This window comes from Streptomyces sp. NPDC107559 (assembly GCF_055657365.1).
Genome location: NZ_JBVKBD010000018.1, coordinates 120652 through 145999, shown reverse-complemented (window position 1 = coordinate 145999; position 25348 = coordinate 120652). Strand labels below are relative to the sequence as shown.

Sequence of the window (25348 nt, the reverse complement as noted above, 5' to 3'; positions counted from 1 at the left end):
CAGCCTCTCCCGGACACGGTCTGGTACAGCGGAGGACGGATGAAGTCGTCCGACGTCCTCCAGACGATCCGGGAGCGCCTGACGCAGGATCCGTTCGTGCACTGGAGGGAGTTCACCCCCTCCGACAGCCCGAACTGGTGGTGGGGGTTCGACACCGCCTGGCACACGCCGGACGGCGCCCGGGTCAAGGCCCGGCTGGAGCTGCAGCCGGACAGGACGGTCGTGGGCCTCATGGGGCTGAGTAAGGCTTCGCTGGACGCCGGAATGGTGGGTGTCGAGGTGGCCTGGAGGCTGACGGCCGAGGCCGACAGTCCCTGGGACCTGAACTGGCCGTCGCCGATGGCCGTCTTCGGCGGCACGCGTCCGTACGACTGGGTCACCGGGTCCCTGCCTCTGATCGACTACTCCATGACCTCGAACGCGCCTGCGGAGCACTACCAGGAGATGTTCTCGTCGCTGTCGGCGGCCTCCTGGTACATCACGGTCATCACCCACGACAAGCGGCCGTTCGAGGAGGTGGAGACCGAGAAGGAGCCCACGCTCATCAAGTACCTGCCGCCCTCCCTGTCCGGGCGGGTGCTGGAGGTGCGTGTCTTCGGGAACCAGGACCAGCTCGTCAACACCCCGAGCGTGCTGCCGGACAGCAGGCTGCGGCTGATCCGGGGCGGCGCGCTGATCCTGCCGACGGCCCCGCGCCAGGAGTCGTGGTCCTGTGGCGACTACTCCGTCCGGCGTCCCCCGGGCGGCGACATGGACCAGCTCCTGAAGGAGACGGCCGAGGCCGTCGTCCGGTACGCGGCGATGCAGCCGCACCTCGGCGCCGAGGCCCGCTGGTGCGTGAACGACCTGCGGGAGAACTGGGTGCTGCCGGAGATCCAGGTGGCGCCCACGCGGGTCCTGGAGGAGAAGGACCGGGCCATAGGTCGTGCCCAGGAACTGCAGCAGGCGCTGGACGACCTGCGGGGCGTCCTGGACGAAGAGCGGGCGGTGGCCGAGCAGACCCAGGAGGCCCGGGACGCCGCCGAGAAGGCCCTGCAGGAGATGCGGGCGCATCCTCTGGCCCGGCAGGCGAAGGAGGCCGTGCAGCAGGCCCAGGAGGCGTGGAGGTCGGCCAAGGCGTCCGACAGCGAGGTGGAGCGGCTCACCGGTGAGGTGGGGTGGCTTCGCCGTCAGCTGGCGCAGGTGCCGGGCCGGTCGTACGGAGAGCAGGTGCCGGAACCGGCGAAGGGGCCGGAGAACTGGCAGGAGCTGCTGGAGCTGGCGCCGGAGCTGCTGGAGCATGTGCAGATCCTGGACTGCGTGCAGGACTCACTGCAGAAGCTGTACGGGCACGCGTCGTCGGCGTCGTGGATGCGCCGGACGTGGGAGACGCTGGAGGCGCTGGACGCCTACGTCGCGGCGAAGAAGGTGGAGGGCTCGCAGGTGCTGCCCCACTTCGCGACGTACCTGGAGTGGCCGCAGGCGAAGACCCTGATCCCGAGGACCTGGTTCCGTCCCTCCGAGGTGAGCCTGGAGCGCACTGGCAGCAGCTTCAAGCGGACCCGGATGTTCGAGGTGCCGGGCCTGGGCGAGGTGTTCATGGGGGCGCACGTGCGGATCGGGCAGGGCAATCACGGCGCGCCCCGGCTGCACTTCTACGACGACACCTGCGGACCCACCGGGAAGATCCACGTCGGATACATCGGCCCGCACCTGCCGAACTGGAAGGGCCACTGATCTAGTCCCTCTTCCTGTCTCACCCCTCCTTCGGCCCCCTCAAGGGGCGGAAGGAGGGGTGATTTGCATGTACGACGCTCGACACGACGCGCCGGACGACCTGTGGACGGACGAGTCCTGGGCCGCCGAGGAATCCACGCGCGAGCCGATGCGTCCTGCTGCGCGCGGCGCACGCCGCAACCCCTCCCGCGAAGACCGTTCCGTACGCCGCCGGATGCGCCGCGCGGGCGCGCAGGAGGAGAACAGCATGCCCAGCCCTGATCGCACCGAGCTGCTCACGCGGATCGAGCGTGCCGCATCGTTCGACGAGCAGCTCAAGCTCGTCTCCCAGCTCCACGAGTTCGACCGTGCCGCACGGCGCACCGCCGCGCTGGACCGCGAGGCGGACCTGGCCGACACCTCGATCCGTGAGGCGTTCACGCCGGTCGTCTCCGTGACCGCGCGGGGTACCGGCGCGTCCGACTGGCTGGACACCGAGGTCGCGGACGCTCCGTTCGACCACGGCCAGCTCATCGCGCAGGCCGCGCTGTGGTTCGGCGGGGTGCCGGACTTCGTCAAGGCCGACAGCGAGGAGTTCACGGAGCAGGCCGTCGGCAAGGCCCGTCAGGTCGCCGCGAGCCTGGGTACGCAGGCGCGGACGGCCGAGGACGTCTTCGTCGGCTACGCGACGTTCCTGCGGGCGCAGGCCGTCACGGTGGAGGCCGCGTCGGGCCTGGACCAGGTCCAGCAGACGACCGCGCCGGACGGTGTGACGAACAAGCCGACCCCGCTGCCTCCGGACGTGTTCGACAACTTCGCGCCTCCGGTCGCCGACATCAACACCGGCGTCAGCGGTACGGAGACCTCCAGCGCGGCCCCGGCGATCCAGATGTCGCAGCAGGGCGGCGGGAACTCCAGCCCGGAGGTGCCCGGCGGCCACGACTCCAGCGGTCAGCTGACCGGCCCCGGCGCCGAGCCGTCCCTGTCCGGCGGTGGCGGCAGCTCCTCGCCGGAGCAGGCGGGCGGTCACTCCATCTCCGGGGGCGTCCCGGCCCAGGGCGGCAACAACGCGCCTGCGCAGGCCGATCCGGCGCAGGAGGAGACCGAGCAGACCCAGGAGGCCGGTGACGTCTCCCAGCGGCCGAAGACGGCCGCCTCGGGCCTGGAGCAGGTCCAGCAGTCGGTCGACGTCCACGACCAGCAGCACGCGACGCCGCTGCCGACCACGGTGGCGTTCCCGTGGACGCTGGACGAGGGCGGCGAGGCCCACGGCATGACCGGCGACGCCAAGTACGACCAGGGCGGGCAGGTCTCCTCCGGCCACCAGGCGCACGCCTCCATGCAGCGCCGGGCCGACCAGTGGACGCAGCCCCACCAGTTCGCCCAGCCGAACGTCGCCAACTCGCCTGCGACCACGCCGCCCAGGAACGTCGGCGAGGCCGGGAACGGGGCGGCCGACGCCCGCAACCCCGAGGCGCAGCCGTCGTTCGGTGACGCGCACGCCGCTCCGGCGTACACCCAGGGCTACACCTCCGCTGCTCCGGCCGCGCCCGCTCAGGACGTGCCGGTGTCGATGGGCGGGGACAACGGCACGGGCCGGATGCACCCGGCGTTCGCCTCGCGCAAGGTCGCCTCGCGCGAGGACATGGCGCACCCGGACTTCCGGCGCGGCTACAAGTACGCGGCCCGCTGGATGGAGGGCACCCCGGTGGTCCGGCCCGGCTCGCCGGAGCTGGAGGCCGGTATCTACGCCGGGTTCACCGACAACCCGCACAGCCGTGGCGCGTGGCTGTCGGCGCACGCCGCGCTGGCCAAGGTCGAGCCGTCTCTGGGCCGCCGGATCGCGGCGCACCGGGAGCTGACCCACCGGGTGGCGGCCGCGCAGGCCCTGCCGACCGACGGCACCTACCTGCACATCGAGGCTGCCACCGGCATCGACCTGGACACCACCAACCCCTCGACGTCGCCGTCGCCGTCCGGTGACACCCCGATCAACGGCCCCGGCCGTCCCGGGCCTCTCGCGGGCGGCATGGACGCGGCCGCCCCGGCCGGTGCCTCCCCCTACAACGGAGCCGAGCCGATGGGGCAGCCGGTCGTGCCGTCCTCGGCGTCCGTGCCGCAGGGCCAGAAGGTCACCGTGCCCGACTCCGGCATGGCGTCCGCGTACAACTCCGGATCCGGCCTGTCCCCGACGACGGCCGCGTTCCGCCGGACGGTCCAGGCGGGCCTCCTCTCCGAGAGGAGCGGCCAGTGAGCACCGATCAGGTCCTGGACGACCTGGAGGAGGCGTGGGGGCGCCTCGCCTACGCCAGCCGCAAGGCCGAGGCGAGCGAGCGCATCGTCGTCCTGCGCCGTGAGGACGGCAGCGAGCAGTCCCTGTTCCTGTCCACCGACCCCGACGAGCCGCCGCGCTACCTCGAACGCACCGGCGAGGCCATCAAGGCCCAGGCGGAGCTGCTGGAAGAGCCCGAGCGCTGCCTGGGCCTGCTGCGCGCGGCCGAGCGCGAGAACGGCCTGCTCCTCCCGGAGGCCGTCGAGGCCATCCGGCGCCATCTCACGGACAGCGGGCGCCAGGCACCCGAGGTCGAGCTGTGGGAGATCTACGAGAAGAAGGGCGCCTGAGCCTCATGGACATCGCATCCCTGATGTGGGACGAGACCGGCCGCGACATCGACCACGAGCGTCGTGAGCTGTCCCGTACGGCGGCGCTGGCCGACGCGGAGCGTATGGTCGGCCAGTTCCTCTACCAGGCGTCCAACGACGTCGACCTGATCAACCGTCTGGCGCTGGCGGACCCGCAGCTGCAGGCCATCGCCACTCAGCGCCTGTACCCGCTGGCCGACCTGACCGGCGACCTGACCGAGCGCTGGCAGCTGCTGTCCCAGGCCCGTACGGCGACCGCGCAGAAGACGGCCGCCCAGCGGAAGGTGACGGCCGCCGCCGAGCAGGCCATGGACACGGTCGCGGCGAGCCTGGCCGCCGTGGCGGCCGAGCAGAACCCGAACGTGCCGATGGTCGAGTGCCTGCGGCTGGCCACCGAGGCCGTCCGCAAGCACGCCGATGCCTACCCGCTGGCGTACGAGTCGTTCCCCCACTCGCACGACGGCCCGATCACCGACCGGGTCAAGAACTTCACGCCGGGCCCGATGCCGAAGGGGCTCCCGGAGAGCGCGACCGGTCTGGCGGGCGACCCGGGAGCCAGCGGCGGCTCCGGCACGTTCGACTCGGTGCACCACCGCCTGGACGAGATGGAGAGGGGTCTGGCGTCCGCCGCGACCCTGGAGCCGACGATGGCCGGGTTCTACGAGCGGCTGAAGAACTGGTGGCACGGCCCGAGCCAGGAGGCCGCTCCGGCCGCTCCGGCGACGCACCCGGCCCCGGCTGCCGAGGAGCGCGCCCCGTATATCGCGCCGACGAACAACGCGGCCTCCGATCACGTCGATGACGCGGTCGAGCGTCACCACGACCAGCAGGGCCGCCGCGAGTTCGACGACATCATGAACCGGCTCAACAGCGACCAGGCCGAGATGAACCACAAGTGGGACACCCCGGCCCGGGACCGGTTCGAGCACCCGGAGCAGGTCGCCAACTACCTGCAGGGCGAGAACGACCGGCATGCCGACGACATGGGGCACCGTCTGGACGAGCTGGGGCGCACCCCTTCGAGCATTCCGTTCTCCCACGCGGAGCCGGGCGAGCGCGGGACGGGTGAGCCGCCGGTGCGGTCGGCGGTGACCGACTTCTCCCACCCCGGCACCGGAGCGCCCGCCGGTGGCCAGCAGTCGCTGCCGACCGACCCGGCCGGGCACGGCTTCTCCCACCGCGCCAGCCTCGACCACTCCCTGTTCGACTAGGAGCAGCCATGGACCCGAACCTGGCCTGGGGAGTCATCCTCGGCACCGCGTTCCTCTACGAGATGTACGGCGTCTTCAACGGCAAGCTGGGCGACACGCTCTCCGAGCGGGTCCGGGCCTGGTTCCACACCAGCACCAAACCCGGCAAGGCGGCCTTCGTGATCGCCTGGCTGGGCCTGACGGCCTGGTTCATCCCGCACATCATCTTCGGAGGTCAGTAGGTGTTCATCTACTCGGCCACCGTGGAGAAGGTGGTGGACGGCGACACCCTGGACCTCCTGCTGGACCTGGGGTTCGGGGTGTCCGTCCGGCAGCGGGTGCGCCTGCTCGGCATCAATGCTGCCGAGCACGGCACCGAACTCGGCGACAAGGCCACCGCGTTCGCGAAGGCGTGGGTGGCCGAGCACGGGCCGGTGTTCACCGTGCGGACCCAGAAGGACAAGCGGGAGAAGTACGGCCGCTACCTGGCGACGGTCCTCGCGGACACCGCCGAGCTGGGCCAGGCGCTGATCGACGCCGGGCTTGCGGTGGCCTACGACGGTGTGGGACCGAGGCCGGTCCCGGTCGCATAGGCTTTCTGCTACGCAACGCCCCTTCGGTTCGGGCCCGGAGGGGCGTCGTGCTGTCCGGGCCCGCTCGCGCCGCCGTAGGGGGTGGAGGTGAGCGGTATGACGCTGCGCGTAGTGGTGGCGCATCAGTCCGGCGACGGGATCACGATCGCGCACTGCCCGTTCTGTGGATCGGGGCAGGTCATCGGCCGCTCGGACGGCAACACGGAGTGCTCTTTCTGCAATCAGTCGTTCCTGGTGCGGGTGCAGCCGATGTACTCGGCTTTCCCGCAGTCGATCGACGGGATGCCGGTGCAGATCCCCGGGATGCCGCCCCCGTCCATGCCCGGGATGCCGCCGGGCGGTGACCCCAACGACCCGAACGCGATGCCGCCGGGTGCGGAGGGGCCGCCCGGGGCCGAGGGCGGTGAGGACGGCGGCGGGCCTCCGTTCGGTGGCGACGGGAGTGACTCGGGCTCCGACGGCGGTGGTTCGGACGACTCCGGCGGCGACGAGGACTCCGGCGGCGGCAACCCGTTCGGGAAGAAGGAGTCCGTCTACCGCGCCACCGGCGGCCGGACGCTGGGCCGGGCCGACTATGTCGACTACCTCGCCGGGCTCCTGGGAGGTCAGCGGTGAGCATCCCCATCAAGGTCCTGGTGACGCTGGAGCTGGACGGCGTCGTCTACGTCACCGGTGAGGTGGCGCAGCTCCCCGAGGGCCAGGAGGCTCGCGCGGCCGAGCTGGCGTCCTACGGCTACGCGACGGCGTCCGTGGCCGAGCCGGTGAAGGCCCGGCGCACCCGCAAGTCGTCCGCCTGATCTGTGCTGGCCCTGTCTGTGGCGGCCCGCCCACACCCAAGGGGTGAGCCACCACAGGAGGATTCATGGCACAGCGGGCCGCGAGCGGGCCGAACTACGACGGCGAGCAGTCGAGGATCGACCGGCTGTTCCGCCGGTTCTCGTCGCGGCCGGGCGAGTCGGGCGAAGAGGCGGAGATGCGCGCCAACCGGCGCGTGGCTCGCCGCAAGACGGGGGCGGCCGGGTTCACGGGCGGCGGCCATGCCGGTCCGGCGGTGGACTTCGCCACGGTGCGGCCGCGTGACCCGCTGTTCTATTGGCGGCAGAACAACCTGCCGTTCCAGTTCGACGATCCGGCGCAGATGGCGCGGATGCGGGCGTACTGCCGACTTCTTTACATCTCGCACCCGCTGGTCGGCTCCTGCGTGGACATCTACTCGAAGTACCCGCTGCTGGGTCTGAAGATGACCTGCAAGGACGAGCGGCTCACCGAGTTCTACACCGACCACTTCCTCGCCGAGGACGGCCTGGACTACCAGAAGTTCCTGGTCAAGATGGGCCGGGAGTACTGGACGGTCGGTGAGGCGTGGCCGCTGGGGACGTTCAACGAGGACCTCGGTGTCTGGGACGACGAGGAGCTGCTGAACCCTGACGACGTCGAGGTGCAGCCGAGCCCGTTCCTGCGCGAGCCCCGCTTCCTGATCCGGCTCCCGCAGAACATGAAGGAGCTGATCCGTACCCGGCAGCCTGCCTGGGAGTACGAGAAGCTCATCGCGGCGTACCCGGAGCTGACGTACTACGCCGACGACAACGCGCTGATGCCGGTGTCGAACATCCTGCTGCGGCAGATGAAGTTCGAGGCCGACACCTTCAACCCCCGGGGCATCCCGCTGCTGTACCGGGCGATGCGCTCCCTGGTCCAGGAAGAGATGCTCAACTCGGCCGTCGACTCGATCGCCGACCGGCTGTACACCCCGCTCATCCACGCCAAGCTCGGCGCCAGCGCGTCGGACCTCGGTACGAACGTGCCGTGGATCCCGACGATGGACGACCTCGCCGACTTCGAGGAGGCCGTGGACGCGGCCCTGGCGGGCGACTTCCGCATCATCATGACCCACTTCGCGGTCGAGATGGAGTCGGTGCTGGGCAAGGAGGACATCCCCGACCTCTCCGGTGACTTCGAGCGGATCGAGGGCCGGGTCCTGCAGACCTTCGGCCTGTCCAAGACGATGCTGGCCGGTGCGTCCTCCGGTGAGACGTACGCGGCCGACGCCCTCAACCGCGACCTGGTCACGCAGATGCTGACCAACTACCAGGGGTACATCAAGTCCCACTACCGCCAGCGGGCGCTCGTCGTCGCCGAGGCCCAGGAGCACTTCGATTACGAAGAGCGAAACGGCAAGCGGTACGTGAGGATGGAGGAGGTCTACGAGATCGACGAGGAGACCGGCGAGGGCCGGATCGTCGAGCAGCCGAAGCTCCTCATCCCTGACCTGCAGTTCAAGACGATGTCGCTGCAGGACGAGTCCGCGCAGAATGAGTTCTTCGAGGCGCTGCGCGAGGCCGGTGTGCCGATCTCGATGAAGACCCGTTTGCACAACGTGAACATCGACTTCGACGAGGAGATCGAGAAGTCGAGGGACGAGGCCGTCGATCTGGCGGTGGCCGAGCAGGAGACCCGCAAGGCCATCTACGTCGCGCTCAAGGACAAGGGCCTGCCGATCCCGAGCGACCTGCGGGGCGACTTCGAGCCGCGTGCGCTGCCCGAGGACCAGGACATGATGCAGATGCCGACGCCGCCGCTGCGCATCCCGATCCTCGGCATGGACCCCATCAGCACCTCGCCGACGATCGCGCCGACCATGCAGGACTTGTCCGCGATGCCCGCCGACGGCGGCGTGGCCGACCCCACCGGTGTGGCGGAGCCGGTCGACGCCGACCAGGGCGCGGGCGGCGCGGAGCAGCGGCCGGACGAGTCCGACGAGGCGCGCGCCGACATGCCCAAGCAGTCCGCATACGCGGCCCGGCCCGCGCCGGATGACCCGACGGGCCTGTTCCTGAACCACGAGCGGATGAAGGCCCTGGCCGACACGCACCGGCCGAAGCTCAAGGTCGACCCCAAGCCGGACGCCGAGGACGAGTCGTCGGAGCCCGAGGCGATCCAGCGCAAGCAGGCTGTCGGCCTCTACCAGGGCCCGCGTCACGTCGGTATGCGCCGCCACATCAAGGAGACCAAGATCAACGAGGAGCTGCAGGCATGACGTTCACTCTGGTCCCGGTCACCCGGACCTACCTCGACGAATCGAACGCCCCCCGCACCGGAACGGTCCGGCTGCAGCTTGTCGGTGTGCTCTCCAACGCTGGAGAGATCGCCGACCGAAGCCCTCACACGGCGACGCTGGACGGCGCCGGGAAGATCTCCCTGAGTGTGCAGGCCACCAACGACCCGGGCACGCTCCCGGCCGGGGGCGGCACCTACGAGGTCACCGAGACGCTGTCCGGGCTGGCCACGCAGACGTACTACATCGCCGTGCCGTACGACGCCGTCTTGGTCGACCTGGCCACTGCGCCCCGGCTGGCCGAGGCTCTCGCGCCGGGCAACTTCTTCCAGCCGGTCAACCAGCGTGGCCTGCCGGGCGGTTACGCGGGCCTGGACGGCTCCGGCCGCGTTCCCTACAGCCAGCTGCCCACCGACGTCGGCTCCGGCGGCGGTGGTGGCGGTGGGACCACGCCGATCAGCGGCGACAACACCGACATCCAGGCGCTGGGCACCCGGGCGGCCGGAGCCAGCGGCAAGGCGGCCGACGCCCGGCACGTCCACCCGATGCCGCTGCTGCACCAGGTGGGGCTGCCGACGGCGAACGTCCCCCTGAACGGCAAGCGGATCACCGGCGCGGCCAACGGCGTGGACCCGCAGGACTACGCCACGGTGGCCCAGCTCGGGCAGTCCGTCCTGGGGTGGCTCAACGTCAAGGACCAGCTGTACGGGGCCAAGGGTGACGGCACCACGGACGACACCACGGCGATCCAGGCCGCGATCGACGCCTGCCCGGCCGGTGGCGTCGTCTACCTGCCTCAGGGCGTGTACCGGACCTCGGCGACGCTGTCTGTGAAGCCGGGCGTCGTCGTCCAGGGCACGCACGCCAACCTGATGTCGGGGCCTGGCCTCACCGACCCGGGCTGCTACATCCAGCCGCTGGCCAGTTTCACCGGCACCGCGCTGATCACCTTCAAGGACCAGGCTTCCGGCGGGTACCCGAGCATCTCTGCCGAGCAGCGGCTGAACGACCTGATGCTCGACGGTTCCACGCTGGACGGCACCAAGCCGGTCGACGGCATCTACGCGGCCGGGAACGTGCAGAACGTCGTGCTGCGCAACGTGACGATCCGGCGGATGTCGAACAACGGCATCGTCACGGCCGGGGTCGTCAACGTCTTCCCGTACAGCTGGCGCATGCACTCGGTGATGGTCGACAACTGCCGGGGCAACGGCATCCTGATCACCCGCATGAGCGACCTGACGATGGTCGACGTCCAGGTGATCGGCTGCTGGGCGAGCGGCTTCAAGCTGACGAACGTCGCGAACTCCACGCTGTCCGCCTGCCGGGCGGAGTGGAACGGCAACCACGGCTTCTGGATCACCGGCAGCTGGGGCAACGGCGCCGGGTCCGGCGGTGCGATCCTGTCGGCCTGCTCCACCGACCGCAACGGCTGGAACGGCGTCCTCGTGGACGGCACCGGCAACGGGCCGGTCACCCTCAGCGCGCTCACCACGCGCCGCGACGGCCGTAACGGCGGCTCCGGCGGCGGAGGCTACGCGGGCCTGGCCGTCAGGTCGGCCAGCCTGCCGGTCGTCGCCGACGGTGTCACCTGCTACCCCGGCCCCGACGACGACGGCACCGGCGCGCCGTCCCCCGACTACGGCGCCGTGGTTTCCGGCAGCACCAGCGTCGTCCTGCACGCCGCCTACCTCCACGGCTTCCTGGACGGCCTCAACGACGACGGCACCAACACCTCCCTGCACGTCGCCTCGGGCAGCACGCTGGTCAGCGGAGCGACCACCAGCCCGACCCGCACCGTCAAGCCGGGCGTGGTGGACTGGCTCAACGCCAAGGACCCCAAGTACGGAGCCAAGGGCAACGGCATCGCCGACGACACGGCCGCCCTGCAGGCCGTGGTCAACGCGGCGGCCGCCGCCAAGACGACCGTCTACCTGCCGTCGGGCACCTACCTGGTCAGCGCGCCGATCGTCCTCCCGGCCGGTCAGGGCTACTCGATCGTCGGCTCCGGCTGGGGCACGTCGGTGAAGCTCAAGGCGGCCTCGAACTGCTACGTCTTCGCCATGACGGGCGCCGACACCCGGGTGACCGTCCGCGACCTGACCATCGACGGCAACAGCCTGGAACAGGGCGTCTCGGGCACATCCGGCGGCCTGGACGGCTCCGGCGCGGTCGCCTGCCGCATCGACAACGTGCACTTCATCGCCTGCCGGGACAACGGCCTGTACCTCGGCGGGATGACCGGCGGCGCCTTCGGCCACAACAACCGGGTCGTCGGCTGCCTGTTCGACCAGTCGATGACGTCGACCGGCCCCGGTCGCGGCATCCAGATGAACAGCAGCGACGAGAACCAGATCATCGGCTGTGACTTCGAGTACCTGGGCGGGTCCGGCGGGTCCGGTTCCACCGCCGCGTCGATGATCTTCGATCAGGCGGGCACGCAGTTCATCACGAGCTGCAATTTCGTCAACGGCGGCCATGACGTCGTCGGCGTCCGCGTCCAGGACGCCAAGTCGACGAAGATCGTCAGCTGCAACTTCGACGGCCTGGCCGGTACCGGCATCTTCCTCGCCGCGCAGCGGTGCATCGTCACCAACAACTCGATCTTCTCGGTCGGTCACGCGGGGACGGCGGGCGCCGCGTCCGGCATCCACCTGGAGTACGCGAGCGCCGACAACATCATCGAGAACAACGTCATCGCCTCGGACCCCACCAACGGCGTCTCGCGGGGCGCGATCCGGGAGGCCTCCGACGGCGGGGGCGGCCACAACAACATCAGCCACAACACGATCGTCACCAACGGCACCTGGAGCTACGGGGCCCTGGACCTGTCCGGGACCGGCTCGCTGGTGCGCAGCAACATGGGCGGCGGCGCGCTGGGCCGTGGGCGGGCGATGCCCGGCTGCCGGTACGTGGCGTCCTCGACGGCCCCTGCGGCGGACCAGATCATCGCGGACTGGGTCTGCGACGGCACGGCCGACAACGTGGAGATCCAGGCCGCGATCGACGCGGTGCAGGCCGAGGGCGGCGGCGTGGTGCTGCTGTCGCCGGGCAACTTCAACATCGCCGCGTCGGTGACGATCAACGGCACGCTGGACGAGAACAACCCCAAGACGGTCACGGTCCGGGGCTGCGGCCCGCAGGTCACCGAGCTGACGGTGGCCGCGAACGTCGTGGGCATCCTGATCAGCAACTGGGCCCAGGTCAACCTCGACAACTTCGGGATGTTCATCTCCGGCTCGGGCATCGGCATCAAGTCGGTCGGCGTGAACAACGTCGCCAACTCCAACAACATCTCGTTCTGGCACAGCGCCTGGAGCAACCTGCGCTTCAACGGCGGCTTCGTCGCCACCGACACGGTGTGGGCCATGGAGCTCGGCATGCCGTGGCGCTCGACCTTCGACAACATCGAGGTCGAGGGCTGCCGCAACGGCATCAAGATCATCAACAACTCCAGCATCCAGAACGCGGGCGACTGCATCTTCAGCCGGTTCTTCGTCGAGATCGTCGGCACCGGCGGCTACGCCCTGTACGTCGATTCGCAGACCGGCAACATGAACCAGAACACCTGGGTGGACTTCGAGGCCGGGGCGAACTCCACCGGCTGCACCGGCATCTACCTGGGCGGCACCGCCGGTACCGCGAGCCAGAAATTCATCGGCAACCTCAACCTGGAGCAGTTCCAGGTCCTGATCAACGTTGCCAACGGCAACTCCAACGTCTTCGACTGCAACTACATCACCGCCGACACCGGACAGGCGGGCAACAAGGCGTTCGTCACCGGCGCGAGCGCCTACAACAACACCTTCCGGTCGTCGTGGGTGCAGGTCGCCACCGGCGACTCCCTGGTGATCATCGAGGACAACAACAGCAACGACTCGATCCCGAACTACTACGAGAAGATCTGCATCCACAACGCGACCGGCGGCAACATCACCTGGACGCAGGCGGACACTTCGATCTTCCGGGACATCGTCGCCTTCAACTCCGGCACCATCCAGGCCGGTCTGCTGCAGCTGCCGCAGGCGCTCAAGGAGCTGGCGACCGCCACCAACCGGACCTCGACGTCCACGACCCTGGCCGACATCTCCGGCCTGGGGCCGTGGGTCTACCCGGGCACCTACCTGGTCGAGGTGGAGGGCTTCGCCCAGACCTCCGCGACCACGGCGTACCCGGTCTTCTCCCTCGGCGGCTCCGCCACCTGGGGCACGGGCAGCGGCGTGACCCTGGAGGTCGGCACCTCGCCGACCGCCGTGGCCATCGCCCGGTCCACCGCCAACGACGGCCTCTCCGGCAACGCCTCGATCTCTGCGACCGCCACGGACGTCCTCGTGCGCGCCCGGGGCACCGTCGTCATCACCGCCGCTGGCACCCTGCGCCTGCGCTGGAAGGCCGCAGCCGCCGGAACGATCACGCTCCAGCCCGGCGCCTACATCCGGGTGAAGAAGATCCTGTAGCGCCCGCCCCGGGGCCCCTGCTGTCCGGCCGGGGCCCCGGGACCCAAGGGGTGAGATCTCACCACCCCTTGGGAGGGCACCCCGTGACCACGACCCCCGACTGGCGCCGCCTGGTCGACCACGTCCAGTCCATACCTGAGAAGATCTACGAGACCTGGAACAGCCGCGACGGCTGGGACAACCACACCATCTTCGGCAAGGAGTATGGGTGGGACGGGGTCGCCTGGTGCGCGATCTTCGGCTGGGACATGTACCACGACGTCGGCCTCGACGCGATCGTCCCCAAGACCGCGTCCGTCGCGGGCTTCACCGCCTGGGCCAAGCAGCAGGGCCAGTGGTCCGAGTACCCGTCCGTCGGCGCCATGGTGAACCTGTCCAACTCGGGCCACACCGAGGTCGTCGTCGGCTTCGACGAGACCTGGGTGTACACCAAGGGCGGCAACTCGATCAAGACCGGGTCCGAGGACAACGGGCAGGGCAACGGCGTCTGGAGCCACGTCACCGCCCGCCGCGCCACCAAGGTCGTCGGCTACTTCGCCCCGCACTTCCCCGACAACGTCTGCCCGCCCACGGCTGACCCCGCCGACCCGCGCGGCGGCAAGGCGGTCGCCTCCTGGCGCTGGGCGCCGCTGGAGGTCCCCAAGCCGCCTTCGGTCCCGACCACCCCGACCCCGAGCAAGCCGAAGTGCCCGGACTTCCCCGGCCGCGAGTACTTCAAGCTCGGCGCGAGGAACAAGTACGCGCTGCAGCTCCAGAAGTGGCTGGCCAAGGGCAACTGGGGCCCGAAGTACGTCGTCGGCCCGTCCGACACCATGACGCAGAAGGACCTCGACAAGGTCAAGGCGCTGCAGCAGCACTTCCTGTCGGCGCTCGGCCCGGCCGACGGCGGCGTCGGCCCGAAGACGTGGCAGTACGCCTTCGAAGTCGCGAACGGGCTGCGCAAGAAGTGACACTCGCTGTGAAGGCCCGGGTCGTGATCGCCACGATCCGGGCCTTCGCCCTGTCTGCGGCTTGTGCGATCACCTTCAAGAGGTGAAGCCCCCCCCACACCACCACCCGATTGCAGGAGTTGCGCCCATGAGCCAGACCGACCCCGCGACGTTGGGCGACCTGTGGCGGATGATCGAGCGCGACTCGAATCTCACCCGCGCAGAGGTCAGGCGCGAGATAGACGACGTGAAGGACCGCCTGCAGAGCTTCGTGACGCGCGACCACTTCGAGGCCGAGAAGCGCCTCCTGGAGACCCGCATCGACCACCTGGAGGAGGTCGTCAAGCGCTGGGAGGAAGAGGCTGACGAGCAACTCCGGTCGAGCGCCGCACAGGCCGACTCCCGCAGGCAGAGCCGCCGCGAGTTCGTCTACAAGGGGATCATCCCAGTCCTCGCCCTCATCATCGCGGCCGTCTCCATCATCGCCTCCCGCTGAAGCGCCCTTGCTGTCGCCCCACCGGCGGCGAGCCCCAAGAGCTGAAGGAATCAGGCCGTTGAGGGAGGCGCCGGTGGGCGGCAAGTTCGAGCGCAGCGAGCGTCTGGAGCACCAGACGCTGGGGGTGCAGCGGCTCGCCGTGCACTCCGAGGACTACTGGGAGTACAAGCCCGAGCAGCGCGTGCAGACGATCGACGGTGTGACCGGTGTCGTCAAGCACGTCGAGGACGGTCCCGTCCCCGGCTTCGAGGAGTACGAGGTCGTCCTGGACCGAGGACTCGGCGGAGGCCGGTACACGGCCTCCCAGCTCAGCCCGGCGCCAATCACGGCCGAGGCCATGGAGCAGACGGCGGCCGTCGACTACCCCGAGCTGTCGCAGATCCTCGTCGAGCGGCCGGACCCGGCCCGCCAGTACGTCACGGCGGGCAAGAACCCCTTCGCCGACAACGACGAGGACGACGACTCCGACGACGCCCCCGACGACTCCTCTGACGACTCCTCTGACGACGGGGACGACTCCGACGAGGACGACGAGAAGTCCAGCAAGGACGACTCAAGCTCCTCGGACGGTGACGACGAGGACGACGACTCCGACGACGCGCCGCCGTGGGCGAAGAAGGCCTCCTCGCTCTTCTCCGACCTGGTCGTGAAAGCGGCCGCCGATATAGACTTCCGCTTCCACATCACGGCCGCCTGGCGCGACGTGGTGGCCAAGGCCAAGCGGATCCGCTCCGAGGGCCGCCTGCGCGTCACCCTGGCCTCCGACGGCTACGTCTTCGGCGAGGTCAAGGGCGACCACCACGTCTACGAGACCGGCCTGCAGCGCCTGCCCGGCAAGACGGCCGCGCACTCCTGGTCCTGCGGCTGCAAGTGGGGCGCCTACCACTGGGGCGCCGACGACGACTTCTCCCGGTTCGCCGGGCGCATGTGCTCCCACGCGCTGGCTCTGCAGTACGAGGCCCAGTCGAGGGGCATGTTCGGCCGAGAGGTCCACGTGGACGAGCACAAGCCCACCTGGGTGCCGCGCAACCTCGTGGTCCGCTACGACATCGACGCCGACCAGAACCGGCTCGCGCCGTCCACAGCCGCCGCGCGGCCGACCGGCTCCGCCGCGCCGCTCTCTCTCGTCGCTCGGGCGGCCGTGGCCGCCGGTGAGGACCGGGAGGAGCTGCTGCTGGCGCTGAGCGTAGCGGGCATCCGGCCGCTGGCCATCGCCGACTCGCCGTTCGGGGAACCGGCGGGGACGTCGTACCTGCTGCCCAAGACGCCGGGCGCCACGGCGCCGAGGAAGCCCTGGGAGAACCCGGCGTCGGCCGGGCCGCTCTCGGGTGCGGACCCGGCGGGCTGGAACCGTCAGCTCCCGCTGCAGTCGTACGCGGCCCACGGCGGCCTGGAGGCGGCGCTGTTCGAGCCCGGTGGTACGGAGGCGGAGCTGCACGACGAGCCGGAGGGGGCGCTGCCCTCGACGGACGGCTCGGTGCCGACGGACGAGGCATCGGACCTGACGCCGTCGATGACGGCGGGCCTCAAGCGGCAGGCGCTGAAGGACTTCTCTCTCGCTGAGCAGCAGGCGCTGATCAACGAGGGCGAGGGGGTGCGGGCGGCGAACCTTGACCGCCTGGACATCAAGGGGACCCACTACGCCGACCTGGAGCACGTCCTGGCGGCACAGGAGGATGACACCACATGGCTGGCCTGATGAACGACGACGTCGAGCCCGTCGCCGAGACGGAGGGCGACGACGTCGACCCGAAGTGCCCCTTCCGAGGTGACAGCCAGCGCTTCACCTGGTCGCGTGACCTGCAGATCGGCCAGTTGCAGGAGGAGATCACCGAGGCGCTCGGGCCGGACGTCCGGCTCGCGGCGTTCTTCTCGCTCGATGCCCAGGATGCGCCGGTCGCGGTCAGCGCGCAGACTCCGGTGACGCTGTACGTCACGCCGTCGTCGGCGGATCTGGCGGGCGTGAAGCAAGTGCTGGCCGCGCACAGGCCGGATCCGTACTTCGGGATGACGGACGACGAGAAGGCGGGCGCGCAGTTGCGGGAGAAGATCGCCTCGGGTCAGACGCTGACTCCGGAGGAGACGACGGCGGCCCTGCAGATGCTGCTCGCCGGGTGAAAAACTAAAAACCGTTGAGCCGTCTTTCCATTGAAAGGCGGCTCAACGGCGTTACGCGTGCAGCGTCGAGGTGAAGCGCCGGTTGATCAGATCCATCTGCAGCGAGCTCTGCATGGCGTGCCCGACCGGCAGCAGCTTCGAGGTGGTCGTGAACAGGTCCTCCGTCGCCTGCAGGAGGACCTCGAACTCGCGCTGATCCCTGCAGGGCTCCTCGTAGCCCTTTTTCCGCTGGATGGCGGTGTGGAGGAGATAGGCGGTCACCGAGTACGAAGGCAGGCCGAGCTCGCGAGTGACTGTCTCGACCCGCCCGCGCAGGTCGGTGGGTACGTAGGGGGCGAGGTGGAGAGAGGCGTCGTGGATCTCCTGGATCCGCTTACGCAGGCGCAGGTCGAGGTGCTTCCAGTTCCAGAAGTCGTACAGGCGGTCCAGGAGATCGCGGGTGCGGGTGGGGCGGCGGTGGGGGACCTGGTCGTCGTAGATCACCTCGGGGACCGCCCGGGTCAGGGTGAGCCACAGCGGGCGCAGGTCGTTGATGGCGGCGTGGGCCTTGACGAGGTGGTCCATGCGCTCCAGCATCGGGGCCGCCGCGCCGCCGACGATGAGGAGGACGGCGCTGACGAGAGCGAAGTCGGAGGTGACGTCCACGAAATTGTCGCCGCCGAGGAAGGGTTTGCCGAAGAGGCGGGTGATCAGGTAGCTGGAACGCAAGACGCCGTAGAACGTGCCGATGTTGCATCCCAGCGACATGGCCTGCATGCCGCCCTTGAAGGCGCCCTTGGCTGACGGCTCGCGCGCCGTGGCGGAGCATGTCATGGAGGCGCAGACCAGGCCGAAGACCAGGTAGGAGTAGAAGAGCAGCATCTGCAGACTGCCCCAGAGGTGCCCGGCCTGGACGAAGATGAAGTCCGAGTCCTCCTGGTTGCCGGTACGCCGCTGGGCGAACGGAAAGAGGGCGACCACCGCGACGACGACGAGCCAGCTGACGATGCGCCGGGGGTTGCTGCTGATGACCATCCGGTAGCGGGGCTCGCGTCTGCCGTCCATGCGTCCGGGCACGACACTGGTGATCCAGCGCAGGAGTCCGGCGGTGGCGGCGATCCCGAAGATGTGCTTGGTCAGGACGGCGACGTCGTCTACGCCGGTGACCTCGTACAAGAAGTCCCCGACTGACTGGATCTTTGCCAGCATCACCAGGTCCAGGGAGCAGAAGAAGACCCAGAGCGGGCGGCTCCGCGAGTTGCGGAGCGCGGCCGGAAAGCGTCGCAGGACTTCCAGAGTCAGGAGGGCGGCGGCTATCCAGGCGGGCAGGTCAGGTGTGGCGGTCACCGTTACTCATCTCGGTCAGAGGTCGAGGCTCTCTCTCATGTTCGCCTCCAGGAGGGTGGCCTTGCGGGGGCCGTTCTGGGCCAGCCAGGCCTCGGCGAAGTAGCCGAATTTCTCGGCCTCCCGTTCGCGGTCCTCGCTGCTTGTGCCGTCGGCGCGGCACAGGACTCCGGCGGAGGCGAGGGCGTCCGCGAGGAGGCCCGATGTACTGGTGCAGGCCCCCATCAGGAGGCGCATGACGCTGGTGAGGTTGAGCCGGTCCGGCTCATCTCCATTGACCATGTGGCCAAGTTCGTGCCCTAGGACGTGGTTGTACGGTATGCCCGATATGGCAGGATGGGCCCAGACGAGGTCGGTGTCCGGCGTAGGGAACCACATGCCGCTCGGGCCGTTCGGCGAAGCCACCACGGGGTCACGGCTGAGGATGAGCTTGCGACCGCGCACCTGCTCCACGTACGCGCGCAGCAGGTCCTCGGTGGTCCAGGGAGACGCGGGGAGCACCAGTCTCGTCAGCGCTCGATCCCAAGTCCCCTTCAGACCATGCCGGTTCCGCATCACACCCATCCAAGCCCCCGCTGATCACTAAGTCGGCCTCTTGACGCCACTCAGCGTAAGGCACGGGGCTGACAATGGAACTATCCGGTCTCCGCTTCGGGAGCCGCCCGTAGGGCCATCAGGGCCAGGCGGAAGATGCTCTCCACCTGCGTGGGGTCCTTCTCCGAACCTCCTCGCAGCAGGGCGCCGATCAACTCCATGCCCTGCGTGCCCTCTGGGTCACTCTCCGTGGGCTTGTCGAGCGCCTGGGCGGCCGTGACAACTTGCATGCCGAGCTGGATGAGTTCCACTTCCCTCTCGATCTTGCGCGTCTTGTCCGTGGCGTCGGCGCCGATGCGCCAGAAGTCCGTCTCGACGCGGAAGAAGAGGCTGAGGGCCTCGACGACCCCCCACTTCACGTCCTGCTTCTTCCCGTCGCGCAGATCGGACAGGTACAGGCGGTTGACGACATCGGACTCGCCACGAATCCTTTCGCACGCGCGTTCGATGTCGACCATACTGGCGCCGGAGGCCCGCAACTCCCCCGTGGTCCGCAAAATCTTCTCTTCGCGGTACAACCTTGAGGCCTCGCGGGCGATCTCACTGATGTCGTACGGCTTGCCGTCAGCGGGGTTGAGCTTCAAGCCGCGCAGCAGGCGGAACTTGCGGCCTAGAGGCATCGGATCCCCTCCTCCTCATGTCGAGATGAAAAAAGTCGACCCATGCAGGGGATCCTAGCGCTGGTGCGAAGTTTCCATACACCTGGGGCTCCAGAGCAATCCGAGGTGCATGGAAAGTTGACAGCACGCCCACCTGGCGTCATACGATCACTCCAACGGACTGACTGGCCATTAAGTAGACGGGGGTGATCGGACATGAGCACAACCATGACGACCACCCTCCTGTCTGGGCGGTCCTGCGGGTCGACAAGGGGCGAAGTGTCCCTCGACCCGAGGAGTTCAGGTGCTCACTCCCACCGCCGTCATCAGGACGGTCGTTCCGGCGATCGTCGGCGCCATTCTGGCGTTCTTCGCTTCGCACAACATCGCCGTCAGCACGGAGTGGCAGGACTGGCTGACCGCCGGTCTGTCGATGGGCCTCACCGGCCTGTACTACGTGCTGGCCTCTCTGCTGCAGTCGCGCTGGCCTCTCGCGGGTCTGCTCCTCGGTTCCACTGCCAGGCCGACCTACACGGGAAGGCACCGCAAGGCCAGCGCCACCGATCCGACGACCGCCACGTCGGATACCCCTCCGGAAGACCAGCCGTAGACCGCCATCTGCAGCGCTGATGTAGACCGGAGCTGAGCCCCGGCCGACCACACTTCCTCACCCAGGAAGGTCGGCCGGGGCTCTCTGTTTTTGCAGGTCTACGGGCGTCACACCGTGTCCGGCGACGCATTCACTGAACCGTAGCGGCAAATTCTAAATAAGTCTATTTGTCGTCAATAGCACTGAGTGCCGATGTCGACAAGCGGTGAGCGCCTCCCGCATTGTGCCGAACCGTCGGACTCCTGCTGCCCTGCTTCATAAGGTCTCCACACCTCCTTATCCAATCCGTTGCCTGCGGCGACGAAGGGGACGCCTTCCTGTTCGGCACACCTCGACCCTCCCCAAGGGACGAGGGCGCACCACGCGCCGCCGCCCGCCAGGAGGGGACCCCGGTGCTGAAGTTCGCCACGGCCCAGATCATCGCCGCCAGCCTCGGCGACCAGCAGCGCGTCACCAAGGCGGCTCACCGTGCGGTGTTCCAGTACGAGGCGCGCCCCGGCTACCTGTACGTACGCAGCCGGGCGATCAGCTCAAGGTGCAACGACAATTTTGACGAGTTCCCCGCCGAGGAGATCGAGAAGTCGTTCCGGACCTTCGTGGGCAAGCCGGTCTTCGTCAACCACGTCAACGACAACCACCGCAGGGCACGGGGTGTCATCATCGACGCCGCCCTCCACCGGGATCGTAACCCCGACGGCTCGCCGGACACGTGGGCCGAGGTCCTCATGGAGATCGACGCCACGCGGTTCCCGAAGCTGGCGCGGGCGATCCTGGCCGGGCACATCGACCGGACCTCCATGGGCTGCGACGTCGAGCGCTCCGTGTGCTCCGCCTGCGGGAACGAGGCCCGCACCCCGGCCGACTACTGCTCCCACATCCCCCACCTGAAGGGCAAGCGGATCTTCCGCGCCTCGATGGGCGGGAAGAAGGTCGGCGAGCTGGTTCGCGAGACCTGCTACGGCCTCTCGTTCTTCGAGAACTCGGTGCTCGTCGAGCCCCCGGCCGACCCCACCGCGCACTTCCTGGGCGTCGACTCCTCCGGCCTCGCCAGGGCCGCCTCCAAGACGGCCGCCTCCGACTACTCCCAGTTCGAGGACAGCGACGACCTGGAGGCCGACGACGACGGCGAGCACGAGGCCCCCAAGCCGAAGCCCGCCCACCCGGCCGAGCACGCCAAGCCCGCTGTGCCTCCCGTCCCGTTCGAGGGGACCCCGCAGGACTCGAAGCGGCGCGAGGACGCGGTGTCGCGTTCGAAGCCCTTCACGCCGCTGAAGCCGAGCCTCAACGGCCTGCAGGCGACGGCCGCCACGGTGCCCGAGCTGGACGAGTACGGCACCCCGAAGCCGAAGCGCGGCCAGCCGTACGAGAACGCCTCGGACCACCCGTGGTTCAAGCAGGTCCCGATGGACCACCACAACATCGTCAAGCACTGGGACCAGGCCACTGACGAGGAGAAGGACTCGGGCATGCGCTGGTACGGCGACGCGCACCACGTCGCCAAGGCCATCGCCAAGCTGCACCCGGGCATCACCGACGACGCGGAGGCCGCGCACAAGGGTGCCGGTGTCCTGTCGGCGTACAGCCCGCGCACGAACTGGCCGATGAACATGTTCAACGCGGCCCACTCCTTCCACCGGCAGGCGGCCGTCCGGCCGCTCAAGGACGACCCGGACAAGCCTGCGCACGTCGTCACCATGGGCATGCACGCCGACAAGGCTCAGCGCATCATGGACGGCGAGCACCACCAGCCGGTCCTGAAAGCCCCGAAGACCCAGGACTTCGCGCACCTCATCGAGCACGGCGGGTACGAGCCGCAGACCGACGAGGAGAAGGCGTCCGGCGCAGAGCGGCGGATGAGCGGCCGCGTGGTCGTGGACCGGCACGCGATGTCCGTGGCGGCCGGGCGCCGGATCACCGACGTCGAGAACGACGCGCACTCGGGCTTCCCGGGCTCCAGCGGCAAGCACGCCCGGCACTACTACGAGCACCCCGCCGGTCTCTACCGTCAGGCCGCCGCCGCCATCTCCGAGAAGGAGGGCAAGCCGGTCGGCGCGCACCAGGTGCAGGCCGTGACCTGGCTGGTGCGCCAGCGGCTCAACACGGCCGAGGACCAGGCCAACGTCAACGCCAACGCCAAGAACCTGGGCTCGGGGCGGAACAAGGCCGAGGAGAACATCAAGGGCCACTGGAAGGACTTCGCGGGCCAGCACACGCCGGAGCTGAAGGAGCAGGGCAACTCCCACGTGGCCAGGCTCATTGACGCCACGTTCATCAACCACGACGGTACGATCCGGGTCGAGGCGTACGGAGAGATCAAGGCCCCGGCCGACGTCGACACGCTCCGCGAGGAGAACTGCCCGGTCTGCGGCGACAAGGACACCTTCGACGGTATCCAGTGCCAGATCTGCGGATTCATCAACCCTCCGGAGCAGTTCCGCGACCCGGACCTGGACAAGGCCAAGCAGCTCGATCTGCGCAAGCAGATCGTCGACCCGCAGCTGATCGACAACAACGGCGAGCTGCAGCGGGTGGGCGACGACGGCACCGGCATGCCCCAGGAGGGCGACGAGGAGCTGGGCCCCGACGGCCAGCCGCTGGACGAGGACGACCCGCAGATGGTCGACCCCGAGCAGCTCGACGAGAACGGTCTGCCGCCGTCCCCGTTCGGCGACCAGGCGCTCGACGGCACCCAGCAGAACGGTCCGGCCGTCTCGGACCGCAACGGCGACGGCATGATCCAGCCGGACGAGATCGACCCCGACGGCAACGTCAACGCGCAGCCGGACCTGATCGACCCGGGCATGGGTGGCCAGGCCGCGCCGCGTGATCTGCCCGGCTGGGCCAAGGACCACACCGGCCTGCCGTTCTACGAGGGGCCGGACATGCCTCTGCGGCCCGACGAGCCGGATGGGCCGGGGGCGCAGCTCGAAGAGGACGGCAACCTCAACGACCGGGGCATGCCGATGCCGGTGTCCGTCGGCGACGACCTCTCCCAGGGCATGCAGGTTCCGCAGGAGATGATCCTGGCTCACCCCTCCGACTTCGTCGGCGACGAGACCGACAAGCCGCACTGGTCCTGGAACCGGGACGTGTCCGGCAACGGTCCGGAACCCGGGCAGCCGCAGCAGCAGGAGCCCGGAGATCCGGAGGACCCGCGCCGTCGCCGTGTCGGTGTGGCGGCCCCGCGCACGCCCAAGGACGGCCAGCCCAGCGACGGCGTGCCCGACCTGGAGTGCCCGAAGTGCGGGTTCGGTGCGGATGCGACCTCGCCGCAGACCCAGGACATGGGCAACGCGCAGGGCGCGACCGACGGCATCGTCGCCGGTGACGTCTGCCCGAACTGCAGCAAGGCCCAGCTGCTGACCCCTGGAGAGCTGGAGGGCAAGTCTTCTGTGCCTCCGCCTGCTGTCCCGCAGCTCTCTCACGCCTGAAGCGGTGAAGACCGCCCACGGCAGACGTCGTGAGCCCCGCAGGCTTTGAAGGAGTGTCCAGTATGAGCCGACCGCTCATGGCAGCGCTGCAGGCCCAGCAGCTCGTCATCGACGAGCTGCGCCAGAAGCGCGCGGCCGACCAGGCGGCGCTGGCCGTCCAGGGACGTCAGATCGCGCTGATCGCCCGGCTGGCCGGTGTCACCAACGAGGTCGAGGCCCTCTCCAAGACGGCCGACATTGCCAACCCGGCCCAGCCGATCCCGGACGGACCGGAGCAGCCCGCGTCGGAGTCGACCGAGCAGGCCGCGACTCCCGCGACGAACGACGACGTGCGCTCGCCGGGCCAGACCGGCAACTCGACCACCGGTGTCCCGGCGGCCGCGACCGACACCGCGCTCACCCCGGGCGGCACCCTCCCGGCCGAGCCGTACGGGAACCTGCAGGACGTCACCTCGCCGGTCTCCGGCGTCAACACCGGTGAGATCCCGCTGGACGAGACCCGTATCGAGACCGACGTCCGCGTCGGCGACCCGGCCCAGTGGGACGTCGCGTTCCCCTGGACGATGAGCGAGAACAAGTCCAACCAGAACCCGGTGAGCACCGGCGAGATGGCCGGTGCCAGCGGCGGTCCGTCGCGCACGCACGCCTGCCTGCGCCTGGCGCGGCTGCAGATCCAGGCCGGTATCGCCTCCGGCGACGACCTCAGCGTCTCCGCGCGCCTGGAGGCCGACGCCAGCCTCACGGACGACCTGATCAACCGTGAGATCGGCACCCTGGACCGCGTCATGAAGGCCGCGTCCGCCCGCACCGCGCCCTCGGGGGCCCGTGTCGCGGCCCGCAGCGCGGAGCGGGTTGCGCCGTCCCTGGCGGCCCAGGCGACGGCCTCGGCGGCCCCGTTCATGGGCGGCGACGAGGTCTCCGACCTGTTCGACTGACCCGTTGAATGCACGAGGCCCGGCGGTTTTCGCCGGGCCTTTTGCATGTCCCCAGAAATTCCTTCTGGTTGAGCCCTGTCTCACCCCCTATTGCCCGCGCCTAGGGGGTGAAGAAGGCCTGCCGGATCTCGGCGGCCAGCCGAGACCCACTGGAGGGCGGAACACATGATCCGCGTGCGGGCAAACCTGGCCCACATCAAGCGCACCCTGCGCCCGCTTTACGCCTGGACCCAGGCAACCCCGAAGTCGGTGTTCCTGGACCCGGCGTGGGACCGCAGCGTCAACATCTGGCCTGGAATGGTCCTCGCGCAGACCGCAGGCGAGACCGTCAGCCTCATCGGCGCCGGTGGCATGCCCTACGGCCTGGCCGGTGACTACATCGGCGGCGACGGCTTCGACCCGCTGCTCGACGTCGGCGTGAACGCGACCTCCGTGTGGGTCCTGGGTGCGGACTCCGAGTTCGAGGTCCTCTCCCCGGCGTTCGACGACACCCAGACCTGGACCGAGCCCACCGGCACCACCGAGAAGCTCGTCTACGCGATCACCGCCGGTACCGGCCGAGGCAAGCTCGCGCTCGCCACGAACGGCGCTGTGGCCACCGCGATCTCGACGCAGGCGGTCGGCCGCCTGCTCAAGGTCAACTCCCCGTCCAAGATCACCATCGGCGGCCTGCGCTAAGC

At 69.4% G+C, this 25348-nt stretch carries 21 protein-coding genes; 18 read left to right on the top strand and 3 right to left on the bottom strand.

All coding sequences use genetic code 11. The annotated features are described in order from the left end of the window. Positions 1-39: 39 nt before the first annotated feature. From ACZ7OY_RS36255 to ACZ7OY_RS36190, 14 genes are all read left to right on the top strand, one after another. A complete protein-coding gene (locus ACZ7OY_RS36255) occupies positions 40-1716 on the top strand; it encodes a hypothetical protein (protein ID WP_472249822.1) in 1677 nt (558 codons plus the stop codon). A 67-nt stretch (positions 1717-1783) separates the two neighbouring features. Then, positions 1784-3949 (top strand): hypothetical protein, encoded by a 2166-nt coding sequence (locus tag ACZ7OY_RS36250; protein ID WP_472249821.1) that lies wholly within the window; start codon positions 1784-1786, stop codon positions 3947-3949. Next, positions 3946-4317 carry a hypothetical protein gene (locus ACZ7OY_RS36245; protein ID WP_472249820.1) on the top strand — a complete coding sequence of 124 codons (372 nt, stop codon included), beginning with the start codon at positions 3946-3948 and terminating at the stop codon, positions 4315-4317. Before ACZ7OY_RS36250 ends, ACZ7OY_RS36245 begins: the two co-directional genes overlap by 4 nt. Positions 4318-4322: 5 nt before the next feature. Next, complete coding sequence (locus tag ACZ7OY_RS36240) at positions 4323-5549, top strand: hypothetical protein (protein ID WP_472249819.1); 1227 nt, start codon at positions 4323-4325, stop codon at positions 5547-5549. A gap of 8 nt (positions 5550-5557) precedes the next feature. After that, positions 5558-5770, top strand: coding sequence for a hypothetical protein (locus tag ACZ7OY_RS36235; protein WP_472249818.1), 213 nt, complete (start codon positions 5558-5560; stop codon positions 5768-5770). After that, positions 5771-6121 carry a thermonuclease family protein gene (locus ACZ7OY_RS36230; protein WP_472249817.1) on the top strand — a complete coding sequence of 117 codons (351 nt, stop codon included), beginning with the start codon at positions 5771-5773 and terminating at the stop codon, positions 6119-6121. Positions 6122-6217: 96 nt separating this feature from the next. Then, a complete protein-coding gene (locus ACZ7OY_RS36225; protein ID WP_472249816.1) occupies positions 6218-6736 on the top strand; it encodes a hypothetical protein in 519 nt (172 codons plus the stop codon). Further along, the gene (locus tag ACZ7OY_RS36220) at positions 6733-6918 is read left to right on the top strand and encodes a hypothetical protein (protein ID WP_472249815.1); all 186 of its coding nucleotides are present in this window, start codon (positions 6733-6735) and stop codon (positions 6916-6918) included. The genes ACZ7OY_RS36225 and ACZ7OY_RS36220 overlap by 4 nt, the downstream gene beginning before the upstream one ends. A 65-nt stretch (positions 6919-6983) precedes the next feature. Beyond that, a complete protein-coding gene (locus ACZ7OY_RS36215) occupies positions 6984-9158 on the top strand; it encodes a hypothetical protein (RefSeq protein ID WP_472249814.1) in 2175 nt (724 codons plus the stop codon). Beyond that, positions 9155-13633 (top strand): glycosyl hydrolase family 28-related protein, encoded by a 4479-nt coding sequence (locus ACZ7OY_RS36210; protein ID WP_472249813.1) that lies wholly within the window; start codon positions 9155-9157, stop codon positions 13631-13633. Before ACZ7OY_RS36215 ends, ACZ7OY_RS36210 begins: the two co-directional genes overlap by 4 nt. 83 nt (positions 13634-13716) lie before the next feature. Beyond that, complete coding sequence (locus ACZ7OY_RS36205; protein WP_472249812.1) at positions 13717-14583, top strand: hypothetical protein; 867 nt, start codon at positions 13717-13719, stop codon at positions 14581-14583. A 127-nt stretch (positions 14584-14710) separates the two neighbouring features. Beyond that, entirely contained in the window at positions 14711-15058 is a 348-nt protein-coding gene (locus ACZ7OY_RS36200; protein ID WP_472249811.1) for a hypothetical protein, read from the top strand. A 58-nt stretch (positions 15059-15116) separates the two neighbouring features. Continuing rightward, on the top strand, positions 15117-16757 hold the full coding sequence (locus ACZ7OY_RS36195) for a hypothetical protein (RefSeq protein ID WP_472249810.1): 1641 nt from the start codon (positions 15117-15119) through the stop codon (positions 16755-16757). Then, the gene (locus tag ACZ7OY_RS36190; protein ID WP_472249809.1) at positions 16745-17176 is read left to right on the top strand and encodes a hypothetical protein; all 432 of its coding nucleotides are present in this window, start codon (positions 16745-16747) and stop codon (positions 17174-17176) included. The genes ACZ7OY_RS36195 and ACZ7OY_RS36190 overlap by 13 nt, the downstream gene beginning before the upstream one ends. A 51-nt stretch (positions 17177-17227) precedes the next feature. Here ACZ7OY_RS36190 and ACZ7OY_RS36185 read toward each other — a convergent pair whose 3' ends face one another. The 3 genes from ACZ7OY_RS36185 to ACZ7OY_RS36175 all read right to left on the bottom strand — a co-directional run bounded on the left by ACZ7OY_RS36185 (position 17228) and on the right by ACZ7OY_RS36175 (position 19713). Continuing rightward, positions 17228-18502, bottom strand: coding sequence for an MAB_1171c family putative transporter (locus ACZ7OY_RS36185; RefSeq protein WP_472249808.1), 1275 nt, complete (start codon positions 18500-18502; stop codon positions 17228-17230). Positions 18503-18517: 15 nt separating this feature from the next. Next, positions 18518-19000 carry a hypothetical protein gene (locus tag ACZ7OY_RS36180; RefSeq protein WP_472249807.1) on the bottom strand — a complete coding sequence of 161 codons (483 nt, stop codon included), beginning with the start codon at positions 18998-19000 and terminating at the stop codon, positions 18518-18520. Positions 19001-19134: 134 nt separating this feature from the next. Beyond that, a complete protein-coding gene (locus tag ACZ7OY_RS36175; RefSeq protein WP_472249806.1) occupies positions 19135-19713 on the bottom strand; it encodes a hypothetical protein in 579 nt (192 codons plus the stop codon). Between the two features lie 283 nt (positions 19714-19996). Between ACZ7OY_RS36175 and ACZ7OY_RS36170 the strand changes: the two genes are divergently transcribed. From ACZ7OY_RS36170 to ACZ7OY_RS36155, 4 genes are all read left to right on the top strand, one after another. Continuing rightward, complete coding sequence (locus ACZ7OY_RS36170; RefSeq protein WP_472249805.1) at positions 19997-20302, top strand: hypothetical protein; 306 nt, start codon at positions 19997-19999, stop codon at positions 20300-20302. Between the two features lie 392 nt (positions 20303-20694). Next, positions 20695-23733, top strand: a complete 3039-nt coding sequence (locus tag ACZ7OY_RS36165; RefSeq protein WP_472249804.1) for a DUF7178 family protein — start codon at positions 20695-20697, stop codon at positions 23731-23733. A 62-nt stretch (positions 23734-23795) separates the two neighbouring features. Continuing rightward, positions 23796-24668 carry a hypothetical protein gene (locus tag ACZ7OY_RS36160; protein ID WP_472249803.1) on the top strand — a complete coding sequence of 291 codons (873 nt, stop codon included), beginning with the start codon at positions 23796-23798 and terminating at the stop codon, positions 24666-24668. A 174-nt stretch (positions 24669-24842) separates the two neighbouring features. Next, positions 24843-25346 (top strand): hypothetical protein, encoded by a 504-nt coding sequence (locus tag ACZ7OY_RS36155; protein ID WP_472249802.1) that lies wholly within the window; start codon positions 24843-24845, stop codon positions 25344-25346. The last annotated feature ends 2 nt before the right edge of the window (positions 25347-25348 follow it).

Coding starts and splice junctions, on each gene's coding strand:
- ACZ7OY_RS36255 (WP_472249822.1), top strand. CDS start 40: ATGAAGTCGTCCGACGTCCTCCAGACGATCCGGGAGCGCCTGACGCAG.
- ACZ7OY_RS36250 (WP_472249821.1), top strand. CDS start 1,784: ATGTACGACGCTCGACACGACGCGCCGGACGACCTGTGGACGGACGAG.
- ACZ7OY_RS36240 (WP_472249819.1), top strand. CDS start 4,323: ATGGACATCGCATCCCTGATGTGGGACGAGACCGGCCGCGACATCGAC.
- ACZ7OY_RS36235 (WP_472249818.1), top strand. CDS start 5,558: ATGGACCCGAACCTGGCCTGGGGAGTCATCCTCGGCACCGCGTTCCTC.
- ACZ7OY_RS36225 (WP_472249816.1), top strand. CDS start 6,218: ATGACGCTGCGCGTAGTGGTGGCGCATCAGTCCGGCGACGGGATCACG.
- ACZ7OY_RS36215 (WP_472249814.1), top strand. CDS start 6,984: ATGGCACAGCGGGCCGCGAGCGGGCCGAACTACGACGGCGAGCAGTCG.
- ACZ7OY_RS36210 (WP_472249813.1), top strand. CDS start 9,155: ATGACGTTCACTCTGGTCCCGGTCACCCGGACCTACCTCGACGAATCG.
- ACZ7OY_RS36200 (WP_472249811.1), top strand. CDS start 14,711: ATGAGCCAGACCGACCCCGCGACGTTGGGCGACCTGTGGCGGATGATC.
- ACZ7OY_RS36190 (WP_472249809.1), top strand. CDS start 16,745: ATGGCTGGCCTGATGAACGACGACGTCGAGCCCGTCGCCGAGACGGAG.
- ACZ7OY_RS36175 (WP_472249806.1), bottom strand. CDS start 19,713: ATGCCTCTAGGCCGCAAGTTCCGCCTGCTGCGCGGCTTGAAGCTCAAC.
- ACZ7OY_RS36160 (WP_472249803.1), top strand. CDS start 23,796: ATGAGCCGACCGCTCATGGCAGCGCTGCAGGCCCAGCAGCTCGTCATC.